Raw genomic sequence first — 13,238 nt, 5'->3', positions numbered from 1 at the left:
GGTGGGGATGACCCTGACCTTGAATGATCGTGAGGCCTGCCGCTGGCCCGCGCGCGTCCAGAGCGCCGAAACCGGGGCGGCAGTCCGATGGAAGTCCGGATTGGTGGCCGGGCGCGCGGTCGGGCGGGCCCCCGGCCCACGACGCTACGTCGTGACGAGACCGAGGAGCCTCACCACAGACCTCCTCAAGGGCGATCTGTTCGCGGCACGTCCCCGGATCGACTGGATGCTCAAGTTCCGTCAGCCGGAATTAGAATTCTTTCGGCCCGCCCGCAAATGAATAGCGCTTGCGATTCTGAAACCAATTATTTTTCTGAAAGATTCTTAAAACTCTAAACCGGAGCCGAAAGCCTGACGGCCAGCACCCCAGGCAGGACCAGTGCCTGTGGGATCCGTCTTTCAGAGATCCGCAAGAATTCTCCCAAAGTAAAAAAACTTTTGGAATGTGAGCGCGAATTCATTCGATGATCCGCGAGGCGCAACCTACATTCCGGCGGCGCTCGGTTTCCACCTGGCGCTTCTTCCGCACATGGCACCTCGTCCGACCGACACACGCGTTCGTCATCCGCGCGGCGTGCTCGCGGGACCGAGGCAGGACGCTTGGAGCAGATGGATCTCGTTCGGTTCGCCCTGAAGTTTCGCAAGAGCTTCTATGTTCTTGCCGTCCTGATGTTCCTGGCGGGCATCGGCTCGATCGCGGTGGCACCGAAGGACGTGCTGCCGTCCGTCGACATTCCGGTTGTCGTGGTGGTCTGGACCTATAACGGCCTCGACGCCACCGACATGGTTCAGCGCATCACGAACTACAGCGAGTTCTCGCTGTCGAGCAACGTGAACAATATCCGGCGGATCGAATCCACTTCGATCCAGGGCACCGTGACCGAGCGGATCTACTTCGATTCCGCGGTCAGCATCGATCTCGCGATGACGCAGGTCGATTCGGCGATGAACGCGATCCGCTCCCGCATGCCGCCCGGCGTGCAGCCGCCCGTGATCATGCGGCTCTCCGCCTCGTCGGTGCCCGTCATCCAGATGGCTTTGTCGTCGTCCAAGCTGCCGCTCACCAAAGTCTTCGATTACGCGCAGTACCGGACCCGCCGGCGGCTCGCCGAGGTGCCGGGTTCGACCCTGCCGTCACCCTACGGCGGGGCGCCGCGTCAGGTGATGGTCGATCTCGACCCCGCCAAGCTGCGCGCGATCGGCATGACGCCTCTGGACGTCCTGAACGCGGTCCTCAAGCAGAACCTCGTGGTGCCCTCCGGTCTCGCGAAGATCGGGACACAACAGTACACGGTGCGGCTGAATTCGAGCCCGCAGCTCGTCGATCAGCTCAATCGCATTCCGATCAAGGTCGAGAACAACCAGCCGGTCCTGCTGCGGGATGTCGCCCATGTGCGGGACGGTTCGCCGCCGCAGATCAACATCGTCCGCGCCGACGGTCACCACTCCGTCCTCCTGCAGGTCCTGAAGAACGGCGCGGCCTCAACCCTGGACGTCGTGAACGCCGTCAAGGCCGCCCTGCCCGACATCCACGCCGCCGCACCGAAGGGCATGACGATCACGCCGCTGTTCGATCAGTCGGTCTTCGTCTCGGACGCCATCACCGACGTGGTGCGCGAGGCGGTGATCGCAGCCGGCCTCACCGGTCTCGCGATCCTGCTGTTCCTGGGCTCCTGGCGCTCGACCCTCGTGGTGCTCGTCTCGATCCCGCTCTGCATCCTGACCTCCCTGTCGATCCTGGTCGCCCTCGGCCAGACCATCAACGTGATGACCTTGGGCGGCCTCGCCCTGGCGGTGGGCATCCTGGTGGACGACGCCACGGTGGCCATCGAGAACACCTATCGGATGTTCGAGGAGGGCTTCCCGTTCCGCCGCTCGGTGATCGAGGGCGTGGCCGGGATCGCCAAGCCGGCGCTGATCTCCACGCTGGCGATCTGCTCGGCCTTCTCGGCGGTCTTCTTCCTCACCGACGCGCCCCGCTACCTGTTCGTCCCGCAGGCCGAGGCGGTGGTGTTCGCGATGCTGACCTCCTACCTGCTGTCGCGGACGCTGGTGGCGATCCTGATCGATGTCCTCGTCGCCCCGGAATACGCCCGGCATCACGGCGGTTCAGACCCTGCGACCGACAGGTTGGCGGCACCACGACGCCGCTCGATCCGCGGCCGGCTGCTCGGCTTCGCGGCGCGCCCGCTCCTCTGGGGGCTCCGGTATCCGGTGCGCGGCGCCCTCGCCTTCCGGGCCGCCTTCGAGCGGAGCTTCGCGCGGTTCCACGCCGGCTATGTCGGGCTCCTCTCCGCCGTGCTCCGCCATCCGGCCCGCACCCTGTTCGGCGTACTCACCGTCCTCACGGTGACCGCGGCGATCTTTCCTTTCGTCGGGCAGGACTACTTCCCGCAGATCGAATCCAGCCAGATGACGCTGCATATCCGCACCCGCCCGGGTGAGCGGATCGAGCAGGCGGAGAAGACCTTCGCGCAGGTCGAGGACGTCGTCCGGCAGGTCGTCCCGAAGGACGAACTCGGTCTCATCCTCGACAATATCGGCCTGCCGGCATCGAACTACAACTTCGCCTTCATGGATGCGTCGTTCGTCGCCTACAATGACGGCCAGATGCTGATCAATCTGAAGGGCGAGCACAAGCCGATCTCGGTCTACGAGAAACGCCTGCGCAAGGTCCTGCGCGATGCCTTCCCGAACGACGTTTTCTATTTTCAGCCCTCCGACATCATCACGCAGATCCTGAACTTCGGCACGGTCACGCAGATCGACGTGCAGGTCTCCGGACGCCACGACGCCGAGGACCTCGCCGTGGCGCGCGACCTCGTCCGCCGCATCTCGGCCGTGAGGGGCGCCGTCGACGTCCACCTCCACCAGATCGTCGACGCGCCGCAGATGTACGTCAACGTCGACCGCAGGCTCGCCTCGGAGATGGACGTCAGCGAACAGTCCATCGCGCAGAACCTGAACGTCTCGCTCTCCGGCTCCTTTCAGGTGAGCCCGAACTTCTGGGCCGATCCGAAGTCCGGGATGCCCTACCAGCTCTGGGTCCAGACGCCGGAATGGCGCAACGCCGACATCGACCAGCTGATGAATACGCCGGTCTCCGTGCATGCGACCGCGCATGACAGGCCCGGCATTCCGATCCTGCTGTCGAACATCGCCACGATGCAGCGGCAGCCGGAGCAGACGGTGATCAACCACGTCAACCAGCAGCCGACCTTCGACATCCTCGCCAACGTCCAGAACGCCGATCTCGGCACCGTGCGCAACGCCGTGGACAGGATCGTCGCCGACGCACGGGCGCAGCTGCCGGCCCCGGACAAGATCCTGGTCCGCGGCCAGATCGAGAGCATGGAGAGCGCCTTCTCGCATATCGAGCTCGGGCTCGGGATCGCGCTGGTGGCCGTCTACCTGCTGCTCGTCCTGAACTACCAGACCTGGGCTGACCCCTTCGTGGTCATCGCCGCGCTGCCGCTCGCGTTCTGCGGCATCGTGATGAGCCTGTTCATCACCGGCACGGCGTTCTCGATCCCGGCGCTGTTCGGCGCGATCATGTCGGTCGGCGTGGCGAGCGCGAACTCGATCCTGCTCGTCACCTTCGCCAAGGAGCACCGCGAGGCCACCGGCTGCTCGGCGCGCGAGGCCGCGCTGATGGCCGGCCATACCCGGCTGCGCCCGGTTCTGATGACCGCCTCGGCCATGTTCCTCGGCCTGATCCCGATGGCGATCGGCTCCGGCGAAGGCGCCGAGCAGAACGCCGCCCTCGCCCGCGCGGTGATGGGCGGGATCGGCATGGGCACGCTCTCGACGCTGCTCTTCGTCCCGCTCCTCTACACCCTGCTTCGGCGCAACCCGATCAAGCCCCTCGAGGATTATTGATGCGCGCACCGTCCGACGCCCACGAATCTGGCACCCTCGACGCCGCCGAGCGGGCGCATCGCCACGCGGTCGAGATCGATCCCCTGCGGCAGGACGGGGCCGGGGAGGCCCTGGTGCATGCCGCGCTGCCGCCGCCGCGCAAGCGGCCCTTCTTGGTGGCGTTCCTGGCGTTGGGCAGCGCCCTCGGCCTCGGGGGCTGGCGACATTGGCAGACCTACCAGGCCTCGCTGGAGACGCAGGCCGAGGCGGTCAACTTCGTCCCGGCGGTGCGCACGCTCTCGGCCACCGAGGACGGCGAACCGATGACCCTGACCCTTCCGGGCCAGACCGAGGCCTTCGACCACGCCGACATCTTCGCGCGCGCCACTGGCTACATCGCCGAGCGCCGGGTGGATATCGGCGCACGGGTGAAGAAGGGCGACCTTCTCGTGCGCATCGCCGCACCGGATCTGGATCAGCAGGCGCGCCAGGCCGAGGCCCAGCTCGGCCAGCTCCGGGCCCAGCTCGCCGTCGCCCGCGCGGATGTCGAGCAGGCGAAGGCCAACGTCACGCTGGCCAACGCCACCGATGCCCGAACCTCGACGCTGGCCGGCCAGGGCTGGGCCTCGAAGCAGAACGCCGACCAGAGCCGGGCCGGGATGCTGACGGCCACCGCGGCCCTGGCTGCCGCGGAGGCGAAGGTGAAGGTCGCCGAGGCGAACATCACGGCCCAGCAGGCCACCGTCGACCGGCTGCGGACGCTGACCACGTTCGAGAACGTGGTGGCGCCGTTCGACGGCGTCGTGACCGCCCGCATGGTCGATGTCGGCGATCTCGTCCACGCCGATTCCGGCAGCGGCACGCCGCTCTTCTCCATCGACAGCTCGGATGTCCTGCGCGTCTCCGTGCAGGTGCCGCAATCGGCGGCGGTGGGCATCCACGACGGCGTCCGGGCGCGGGTGACCGTCGCGCAGATGCCGGACCGGGTGTTCGGGGGAACGGTGTCGCGCAGCTCCGTGGCGCTGCGTTCCTCCGTGCGCACCCTCGACACCGAGGTCGACGTCAAGAACCCGGACCGGGTCCTGCGGCCCGGCCTCTACGTCGCCGTGACCTTCGCGGTGCCGCGCACGCATCCGCGCGTGACCGTGCCCGCCGAGGCGCTGATTTTCGACGCGGCGGGCACGCACGTCGCCGTCGTCGAGCCCGACGACACGGTCCGGCTGCGCCCGATCACGATTGCGCGCGATCTCGGCACTCGGCTCGAGCTGCGCACCGGGCTCAAGAGCGGTGAGACCGTCGTCCTCAACCCGCCCGCGGACCTGCGGGACGGCAGCCGGGTCGTACCAAGAGGCAATACCGCCTCACAGCCTTCGGTAGCCAAGCTCTCCGAGCAGGCGAGTGCGGAGTGATGCGCATGGTTCAGGCCCCTCACCTTCCTGTAAGCTTCGCCGACCAAATGACGCATGCCGCCAGCAACGATCGACCGCCATTTGACAGCGGGCCCGGAGGGGATAATTCCGGCGCCCCCGCCGAACCGCTGGGGGCCAGGCCAAGCGGGCGCATACAAAATAAAAAGGAGAAAAGGATGGCCAACGTATTGGTCGTCGAGGACGATCGGCGCGTTGCCGCCGAGATCGGATCGGCGCTCACGGAATACGGGTTTCAGGTCGACGAGGCTCCGAGCGGGACGACCGGACTACGCAAGGCGATGGAAGGCAACTTCGATGTGATCATCCTGGATCGCATGCTGCCCGAGATCGACGGCCTGTCCCTGCTCACGAAGCTGCGCGCCGCGAAGGTCTCGACGCCGGTCCTGATCCTCAGCGCCCTGTCGGCCGTCAACGAGCGCGTCGACGGCCTGCGGGCCGGCGGCGACGATTACCTGGCCAAGCCCTTCGAGTTCATCGAACTGACCGCCCGCGTCGACGCGCTGGCCCGGCGCAAACTGGCCGCCGAGGCGGTCAACGAGCTTCAGGTCGGCGACCTGCGCCTCGACCTGATCGAGCGCGTGCTCTACTGCGCCGGCCGCCCCGTCGAGCTGCTGCCCAAGGAATTCGCCATCATCGAGTTCCTGATGCAGAACGCCGGCGTCCTGGTGAGCCGGAAGATGATCTTCGAGTCGGTGTGGGGCTACAGCTTTAACCACCAGTCGAGCGTCATCGACGTGCATATCGGGAAGATCCGCAAGAAGCTCGATCCCGACGGGCTGAACCCGCGCATCCACACGGTGCGCAACACGGGCTTCATCCTCCGTGCGACTTCTTGAGGTCCGGCGCACGAGCGGCTTCCGGGTCGCGAGCCTGTTCTTCGCGACCTTCGGGGGCGCATCGCTCGCCCTGTGCGGCTTCCTGTACGTCGATACGCGCAGCTACGGCCGCAAAGCCGCCTTCGAGTGGGTGGAGTGGGAGTCGAAGCACCTCCTGAACCTCCCGCCGCGGGCCCTGCGCGAGCGCATCGACGCCTCGGAGGATTTCGCGGAGGGCGGCCGCCCCCTCGTGCTGTTCGGGCCGGACCACGTGCGTAGGGCCGGTGCGCCAATCTCCTACCCGGCGACGGCACCGGTCGGACACCCGTTCGTCCTGACGCAGCCGATGGAGCACGGGACGCGCACGCTGTTCAGCCAGCTCACGCAGCTCCCGAGCGGCGAGTACGTCCTGGTCAGCCGCTCGGCCAAGGATCTTCAGTCCCTCGAGAACGCCTTGGTCGAGACATTCTCCTGGGGAATGGCGGCCACCATCGTCATCGGCCTGATCGGCGCCGTGATCTTCGGCGTCGGATCACTCCGTCAGAACGACGCAATCACCTCGGCGGTGGTTCGCATCATGCGCGGCGATCTCAGCGAACGGCTGCCGACGCGGGGCGTCTCGGCCGACCTCGCGCACCTCACCCGCGTGGTGAACGACATGCTCGACCAGCTTCAACGGCTGATGCTCGAGATCAAGGGTGTCAACGAGAACATCGCCCACGACCTGCGCACGCCGCTCACCCGGGTGATCGGCACCCTGGAGCGGTCCCTGCGCAAGGTCGATACCGTCGAGGCCTTCCGCGCCTGCAACGAGGATGTGCTCGCCGAGGTCAAGTCCATCGTCATCCGGTTCTCGGCCCTGCTGCGGATCTCGGAAATGGAGGATCGCCTGCGCCGGTCCGGCTTCACGGACGTCGACCTCGGTCGGCTCCTTGAGGACGCGGTGGAGTATTACGAGCCTCTGGCCGCCGAGCGCGGCATCGCGCTTCGCTGGGAGCGGCCGGACGTGGCCTGCGCGGTGGAGGGCGACCGAAGCCTGATCTTCGAGGCCGTGAGCAACCTGATCGACAACGCCCTGAAGTTCACGCCTGCTGGCGGACAGGTCGAGGTCACGCTCCTGCGCACCCCCCCGGGCATCCGCGTGGCCGATACCGGCTGCGGGATCCCCGCGGAGGAACTGGGTGCCGTCCGGGCCCGGTATCGCCGTGGGGCGCTGAAGACCGACAAGAGCGGCTTCGGGATCGGGCTCAGCCTGGTCGATTCCATCGCGCGGCTGCACAGCGCCGAGTTCGACGTTGCGAGCCCTGGGACCGGCTGCTGCGCCACGCTGCTCTGGCGCCACGCCGCGGCGGCCAAACATCCGGAGCGCGTTGCGGCCGCCGAGGCCTGAGGCCTTTTCCGCGCCCGATGAGGGGGGGCCGCCCCTGGCCCGGCGCCCGCCCCGTCGGGGCGGGGCACCGGGCCGGCGTGAGGCTCAGTAGGAGGCCGGGTGGCGGCGGCGCGCACGGGTGTTCAGCCGGCTCCACTGGGGATCGGCCGGAACGGTCTGGACATAGGCAGGCTGCGCCGCCGAGGAGCTGTAGCCCGTTGCACCTTCCCACATGCCGCCGGAATGGTCGTTGCCCTGCGCGTATGAATCGGCATCCAGGCCGCTGCCATGGGTGCGGATGATGAGGCTGGGATCGATCGTGGCATCCCCATCCTGAGCGGACGCGGTGCCGGAGATCAGGAGGCCGCCCAGAGTGCAGGCCAGGACAAAGCTCTTCATGGCAAGATCTCGTCTTCGTGCTGTCGCGCATCGGCGACGGGATAAGACGATGCTGTTATGTCTTTTTAAATACAATGTTTTATTGAGCAATAATGTTTTCGAGTTGCGACCGGTCTTAAAATTCTAAAATATCTTTTCGACGGGGCGATGTGCCTGCAGCGCTTCGGCCGACTTGAGAATGCGGCTCGCGGTGCCCCGGGCTCCGTCCAGGCCTGCCGCAATCCGGAGCGTCGGCCATCACCGGATCCGGACGGGGTGGCCCTGGGCAACAGAGCCAAGGCGAGCCTTGAGCTCGCGCCGGGGGCAGATGCGGCGGCGTTCCGGAAACGAAAAAGCCGACCGGTCTCCCGGTCGGCGAAGTCGTATGGGTCTGAAGCTTTGGATCGGATCCGCCCTGCCCTGGTACCCGGGCCCGCTGGATCTGAAGCCTAAGCATCCGCTCAGTCAGCAGCGAAGCAAGCCGCCGAAGAGCTGTCTCTCTTGTAATCGCTCCCTGCACGGGCGCAATGAAAAGTTGTTTTATTTACTGAACTCGGCCGTTTTACGTTCGAATACCGCGCCAGCACGCGCACGCACGAAAGCCCGGCCGCGCGGCCGGGCTCCTTACAGGATCCATTTCCTATAGTGGCGAAAGCGCAGGCCTAGAAATCCCGCTGCACACGGAAGCGGACCTGTGCCGCATCCTGGGAGTTGATGTACCGCAGCGAATTCTTGGAGATATCGGGCGTCACGCCGCTGTTGAGCGCCGTGCGGATGTACTCGCCCTCCACGCCGATATCGAGGTCCTTGACGGGCGTCCAGATCAGGCTCGCTCCGGTGATGATCTGGTTGTTGCCGCGCAGGATGGGGCTGGTAGCGAAGGCCAGAGTGTTCGCGGCGCTCGCGCCGGCAGGCGCGAAGCCGAAGCCCAGAAGGCCGAGAGCGTTTCGGCCCTTCGCATTGTAGTCGATTTCCGCATAGCTCCCGAAGAAGGCGGATCGCCAGGCCGGCGCCCAGTAATGGAGCAGCGACGCGACGGCCGAGAAGGTCGTCGACAGCTCAAGACGTCCGGTGGCCGGGTTCAGCACCGCATCGGCGTAGTATTGCTGGAAGGATCCACCGCCTACCGGAGCGGCGGCGAGCGCATCATACGGTGCCGTGTAGTTCGAGATGCCGGTGTAGGTGAGCGCACCCTGGCCGTACGCACCTTGGAGATAGAGGGTGTCGCCGGTCGCGATGAAGGGCAGATTGACCTTCACGCCCCCCTGGACCGCCCAACCGTAGGCACTCGAGGCCCGCCCGGTGGGCGAGATGCCGAGCCCGGGTGTTGCCGTCGACACCCCCGCCACGGTGCTAGAGGCATCGCCGACGTTGATCTCGTGGACGGCGGCGGAGAGCTGGGCGGAGCCCCAGGCCTGATCGATCCGCGCGACGCCGACGAAGTCCGGCAGGCGGGACTTCTGCGTGACGTCCACGAAGGCGACGTTGCCGGGTCCGACGACGATCGGAGCGAGATAGGTGGCGGGCGTGAACGGGTTGAAGGCGTTGCTGTAGCCCGCGAAGCCGCCGGCCGCCGTGAAGGCGCCGACCGCGGAGCCGCTGCCGAAGACCGGGAAGCGCCGGTAGACCGGATCCTCCATGGAGGCGGTCAAGGTGAAGCCGTTTCCGAAGGTCGCCGAGTAGGCGAGCAGATTCGTGCTGTAGGTATCGGACCCGGCCGTGCCGCCGATCAGCTCGAAATCGTGGGCGTAGAAGTCGAAGAACGAGGCCGCACGGCCCGCGGTCAGCCCGGCGAACTGGATGAACGCCTTGTCGGCGTTGATATAGGTCTGCGTGCGACTGAAGGCGTCGGCTCCCAGTCCGGGAAACGCCAGGCCCTCGCGCTGGCGGGATGCGGAAGTCAGGAACGGGCCGCTGCGATCGGCCACGTCGAGCCGCAGGAAGGCGCGCAGGGTGCCGTAGTCGGTCTGGGTCCGCGCATCGAGGTTCAAGCGGAGCAGGCCGAGATAGCCGGTCACGTCGCCGCCGGTCCCGCTGCGAACCTTGGTGGACTGAGAGAGGAAGTCGTAACGGGCTCGGCCCGAGAGGCGGATGCAGGTGTCGCTTCCGGGGATATAGAAGAATCCGGCCCCGTAGGCGTTGCAGACGCGGACATACTCGACTGGCGCCGCCTTCGTTGTTGGAAGATCGGCGGCTTTTGCGCCGATCCCCGAGAGCATTATAGCCGAAGAGCACAACAGAAGCGTCTTGATTTTAGTCATCATGTCCCCGCATCCGACGCCACCTGCATCAAGCGCAAGCGTCAATCCAGATCTCTGCGTTCAGTCGTCGGCTCTGCGATGAACAAAGCCCCGCCTCGCAGCGTTTTAGAGATTTGGCCGGCCATTCGATCGGCATCTTGACCGTATCGGCGCAAGGTTCATTTTACAAATAAAATACGTTTTCTTTTATCAACGGACGTTAAGTTCATAAAATCGGCTTTATATTTGAAATTAGAGAATCAAGGCCGACCCTCGGAACTCGGCTATGTCTCAGGGCAACGAGGCCGGCGGGGGCCTCGGTGCCTTGCGGGCGAGGATGTCGAAGGTCGCGCGCAGACCGCGCTCGAGCGTGAGGCGCGCGGTCGGCTCAGTGACTGCCGCTGCCGCCGTCCGCACTCCCGTTCGGAGCCGGTCGCTCCGGGTGGCTTGCATTGGCGCCCGCTGCCGAATCCGTGGTGACGGTGCCGGCTCCCGTCCGACCCGGTGCAACGACGACGTTCCGGCGGTTTCCGGCGGTGTTAGGCTGCCGCTCTCCGGTCGGCCGCTCCGGATTGAGCCGACCGGGGGCAGCGGCTCCTTGAGCCAGGACAGGGCTTGCTGCGAACACCGCAAGCACAGTCGTCAGGGTGCGTCTCACCAGGGCTTTTCCTACAATCAGGAATGCATCCCCCCGCTCACAATCTGCTTCTCCGGCCGGTGTTCCCAAAATTCTGGCACTAATTTTTAAACAAAGCGCCGGATAATGAAATGTATTTGCATATATTGGCCGATTTTAATTTGCAACCTGCAGATCCACTGGACTTGAAAAATCCTTATGCCTATGAAATCGACAACTGGAGGAGGATCAGCGTGCGTGAGTTGGAATTTTGGATCGTTCTCGCGTTCACAATCATAACTTGCTGGTCATTGTTTGGCCTGATCGGATTTTCGCACTCGTATGTCATGTTCATGCCGCTGGATGAGTCGTTAAAATATGACGATAAGGGCAACACTATCGCGGGGGTCACCCTCGTTCTCGCCAGCTGTGCCTACGCGGCCGTTGCATTCATCCGGATGGCCGCGCTGCTCTGTGGATTCGCCCTGAGGAAGTTTCGGGCTGACGGGGCGGCAACTCCCTTCATCTGAAGGCCACGATCACGGACAGCGCACCACCCTCGATCAGGGCCGCTGCCCCGTCGAGCCACGAACGCGACGCGCGCCGAAGTGCGGTGAGCGAACTCCCTCGTTGACGTGCCGGCGTGCCGGCTGCCGGATCGCCTCCTCCCCCCGAAAGCCGGCCGTCCACGCGTTCGACGACGGCTCCTGCAGGGCGCCGGCCCCCGAGGGCACACGATATCTTGTTCGCCGCTTCGCCCTCACGAGCAGGTGCGCGCTTGCCTCGCCGGAAGGCAGTCTGCTTGAGAGCGCGGCAGTTTCCTGAAGGGTGCCCCTCATGTTGTCGTCCGCCGCACGAGGCCTGTCCGGCCTCGCGCTCCTGATCCTGTTCACCTCCCCCAGTCTCGCGGCCGCCGCCGCGCCCGATACCGGCAGCACGGCCTGGATCCTGACCGCCTCCGCTCTGGTTCTGTTCATGACGCTGCCCGGCCTCGCCCTCTTCTACGGCGGCCTGGTCCACGCCCGGAACGTCCTGTCCGTCCTGATGCAGTGCTTCGCCATCTGCTGCATCGCCTCCGTGCTCTGGGCCCTGTTCGGGTACAGCCTGGTCTTCGACGGCGACGGCGCCCTCATCGGCACGCTTCACAAGGCCTTTCTGGCTCATCTGGAGCCTTTGCGCCCGGCGACGCCGCTCCCGGAAGCCGTGTTCGCGCTCTACCAGATGACGTTCGCGGTGATCACGCCGGCCCTGATCATCGGGGCCATCCCGGAGCGTGTGGCCTTTCCCTTCGTGGCCCTGTTCTCGGCCCTGTGGCTGCTTCTCGTCTATGTTCCGGTGGCGCACTGGATCTGGGGCGGCGGCTGGCTCGCGGGGCTCGGGACCCTGGATTTCGCCGGCGGCATCGTGGTGCACACCACGGCGGGCATCTCGGCCTTGCTTCTCGCCATCCTGGTGGGGCGTCGGCGCGGATTTCCCACGACGCTGACCCCGCCGCACAACCCCGGCATGACCATGATGGGCGCCGGCATGCTCTGGGTGGGCTGGTTCGGCTTCAACGGCGGCAGTGCGCTGGCGGCGGATGCGAGCGCTGCGAACGCCATCCTGGTCACGCACCTGTCGGCCTCGGCGGGCGCCATGGCCTGGACGGCGGCCGAATGGGTGAAGATCCGCAAGCCCACCTCGATCGGCATCGTGACGGGCTGCGTGGCGGGTCTCGCCACGATCACGCCGGCGGCGGGCTTCGTCTCGCCGGCCGCTTCGCTTCTGATCGGCACGGCCGGCGGTCTCGTCTGCTTCTTCGTGACCCTCTACGTGAAGCACCACCTCGTCATCGACGATTCCCTCGATGTCTTCGCCGTTCATGGCGTCGGCGGCATCCTGGGCTCGCTCCTGCTCGCACTCTTTCTGCTGCCCGAACTCGGAGGAATCGGCCTGAGCGAGGGCCGCACGGTCCTGGGCCAGCTCGCGGTCCAGGCCCTGGCCATCGCGGTGGCGGCGCTCTGGTCAGGCCTCCTCACCTGCGGCTTGGCGCGGCTCCTCGGCCTCGTCACGCCACTGCGGGTCGATCAGGAGGCCGAGCATGACGGCCTCGATCTGGCGAGCCACGGCGAGCGTGCCTACGAGTTCACGAACAGATGAGACGCACCGGCCTGTCGGTTCGCCGCAGGCCGGTGCCGGTGCCCGCCCTGGCGATCACGCGTCGCTGAAGACGACGCCGAGTTCGGTCTCGCTGCGCCATGCGACCCGCGCCGGCAGGCGCTGGGCTTGAGGTCCGTACGACAACGCGAATTCGTCGGGCACGCCGATCACGCTGACGACGCGCAGGCGCGCGCCCGCGTCCGACATGTTGCGGACCGTGCAGTCGATCGCACCGCCGCCGAGAAGCTCGATATGCCCCCGGAGCAGCGTTCGTCTGCGGGGAGCCGCACGTCTGTCGTCCATCCTCGTCACCCTCGGCTCGCAGGTCGAACCCCATCGGATCCCGCACGCGATTGAGCCATTCGGACGTTCAGGCTTTCCGTGACCGTATCA

Annotated in this window: 10 protein-coding genes; 7 read left to right on the top strand and 3 right to left on the bottom strand. The window is 66.1% G+C overall.

From position 1 onward, the window contains the following. Positions 1 to 7: 7 nt before the first annotated feature. From ACYCO6_RS32760 to ACYCO6_RS32740, 5 genes are all read left to right on the top strand, one after another. On the top strand, positions 8 to 280 hold the full coding sequence (locus ACYCO6_RS32760; protein WP_459767239.1) for a hypothetical protein: 273 nt from the start codon (positions 8 to 10) through the stop codon (positions 278 to 280). 329 nt (positions 281 to 609) lie between these two features. After that, complete coding sequence (locus tag ACYCO6_RS32755; protein ID WP_459767237.1) at positions 610 to 3,879, top strand: efflux RND transporter permease subunit; 3,270 nt, start codon at positions 610 to 612, stop codon at positions 3,877 to 3,879. Next, positions 3,879 to 5,267: an efflux RND transporter periplasmic adaptor subunit gene (locus ACYCO6_RS32750; protein WP_459767234.1), complete on the top strand. Its 1,389-nt coding sequence runs from the start codon at positions 3,879 to 3,881 to the stop codon at positions 5,265 to 5,267. Before ACYCO6_RS32755 ends, ACYCO6_RS32750 begins: the two co-directional genes overlap by 1 nt. A 176-nt stretch (positions 5,268 to 5,443) precedes the next feature. After that, a complete protein-coding gene (locus ACYCO6_RS32745; RefSeq protein ID WP_459767232.1) occupies positions 5,444 to 6,124 on the top strand; it encodes a response regulator transcription factor in 681 nt (226 codons plus the stop codon). After that, positions 6,111 to 7,493 (top strand): sensor histidine kinase, encoded by a 1,383-nt coding sequence (locus ACYCO6_RS32740; protein ID WP_459767230.1) that lies wholly within the window; start codon positions 6,111 to 6,113, stop codon positions 7,491 to 7,493. Before ACYCO6_RS32745 ends, ACYCO6_RS32740 begins: the two co-directional genes overlap by 14 nt. 84 nt (positions 7,494 to 7,577) lie before the next feature. On the opposite strand, the gene ACYCO6_RS32735 is transcribed toward ACYCO6_RS32740, so the two are convergent. Continuing rightward, the gene (locus ACYCO6_RS32735; RefSeq protein WP_459767228.1) at positions 7,578 to 7,871 is read right to left on the bottom strand and encodes a hypothetical protein; all 294 of its coding nucleotides are present in this window, start codon (positions 7,869 to 7,871) and stop codon (positions 7,578 to 7,580) included. Positions 7,872 to 8,512: 641 nt separating this feature from the next. Beyond that, the gene (locus tag ACYCO6_RS32730) at positions 8,513 to 10,111 is read right to left on the bottom strand and encodes a porin (protein WP_459773829.1); all 1,599 of its coding nucleotides are present in this window, start codon (positions 10,109 to 10,111) and stop codon (positions 8,513 to 8,515) included. Positions 10,112 to 10,858: 747 nt separating this feature from the next. Here ACYCO6_RS32730 and ACYCO6_RS32725 point away from each other — a divergent pair. Together ACYCO6_RS32725 and ACYCO6_RS32720 are read left to right on the top strand one after the other, a co-directional pair. Further along, the gene (locus ACYCO6_RS32725) at positions 10,859 to 11,236 is read left to right on the top strand and encodes a hypothetical protein (protein ID WP_459767226.1); all 378 of its coding nucleotides are present in this window, start codon (positions 10,859 to 10,861) and stop codon (positions 11,234 to 11,236) included. A gap of 307 nt (positions 11,237 to 11,543) precedes the next feature. Beyond that, positions 11,544 to 12,845: an ammonium transporter gene (locus ACYCO6_RS32720; protein ID WP_459767224.1), complete on the top strand. Its 1,302-nt coding sequence runs from the start codon at positions 11,544 to 11,546 to the stop codon at positions 12,843 to 12,845. A gap of 54 nt (positions 12,846 to 12,899) precedes the next feature. On the opposite strand, the gene ACYCO6_RS32715 is transcribed toward ACYCO6_RS32720, so the two are convergent. Further along, entirely contained in the window at positions 12,900 to 13,148 is a 249-nt protein-coding gene (locus ACYCO6_RS32715) for a PilZ domain-containing protein (RefSeq protein WP_459767222.1), read from the bottom strand. Positions 13,149 to 13,238: the final 90 nt, after the last annotated feature.

The organism is Methylobacterium sp. CM6257, from assembly GCF_054611515.1.
Note: the sequence above shows the minus strand (reverse complement) of the source record. Positions and strands in the feature narration are given on the sequence as shown.

What these genes read in the sequence shown, in the direction of transcription:
- ACYCO6_RS32760 (WP_459767239.1), top strand. Translation starts at nt 8, where the DNA reads ATGACCCTGACCTTGAATGATCGTGAGGCCTGCCGCTGGCCCGCGCGC.
- ACYCO6_RS32755 (WP_459767237.1), top strand. Translation starts at nt 610, where the DNA reads ATGGATCTCGTTCGGTTCGCCCTGAAGTTTCGCAAGAGCTTCTATGTT.
- ACYCO6_RS32750 (WP_459767234.1), top strand. Translation starts at nt 3,879, where the DNA reads ATGCGCGCACCGTCCGACGCCCACGAATCTGGCACCCTCGACGCCGCC.
- ACYCO6_RS32745 (WP_459767232.1), top strand. Translation starts at nt 5,444, where the DNA reads ATGGCCAACGTATTGGTCGTCGAGGACGATCGGCGCGTTGCCGCCGAG.
- ACYCO6_RS32735 (WP_459767228.1), bottom strand. Translation starts at nt 7,871, where the DNA reads ATGAAGAGCTTTGTCCTGGCCTGCACTCTGGGCGGCCTCCTGATCTCC.
- ACYCO6_RS32730 (WP_459773829.1), bottom strand. Translation starts at nt 10,111, where the DNA reads ATGACTAAAATCAAGACGCTTCTGTTGTGCTCTTCGGCTATAATGCTC.
- ACYCO6_RS32725 (WP_459767226.1), top strand. Translation starts at nt 10,859, where the DNA reads ATGTATTTGCATATATTGGCCGATTTTAATTTGCAACCTGCAGATCCA.
- ACYCO6_RS32720 (WP_459767224.1), top strand. Translation starts at nt 11,544, where the DNA reads ATGTTGTCGTCCGCCGCACGAGGCCTGTCCGGCCTCGCGCTCCTGATC.
- ACYCO6_RS32715 (WP_459767222.1), bottom strand. Translation starts at nt 13,148, where the DNA reads ATGGACGACAGACGTGCGGCTCCCCGCAGACGAACGCTGCTCCGGGGG.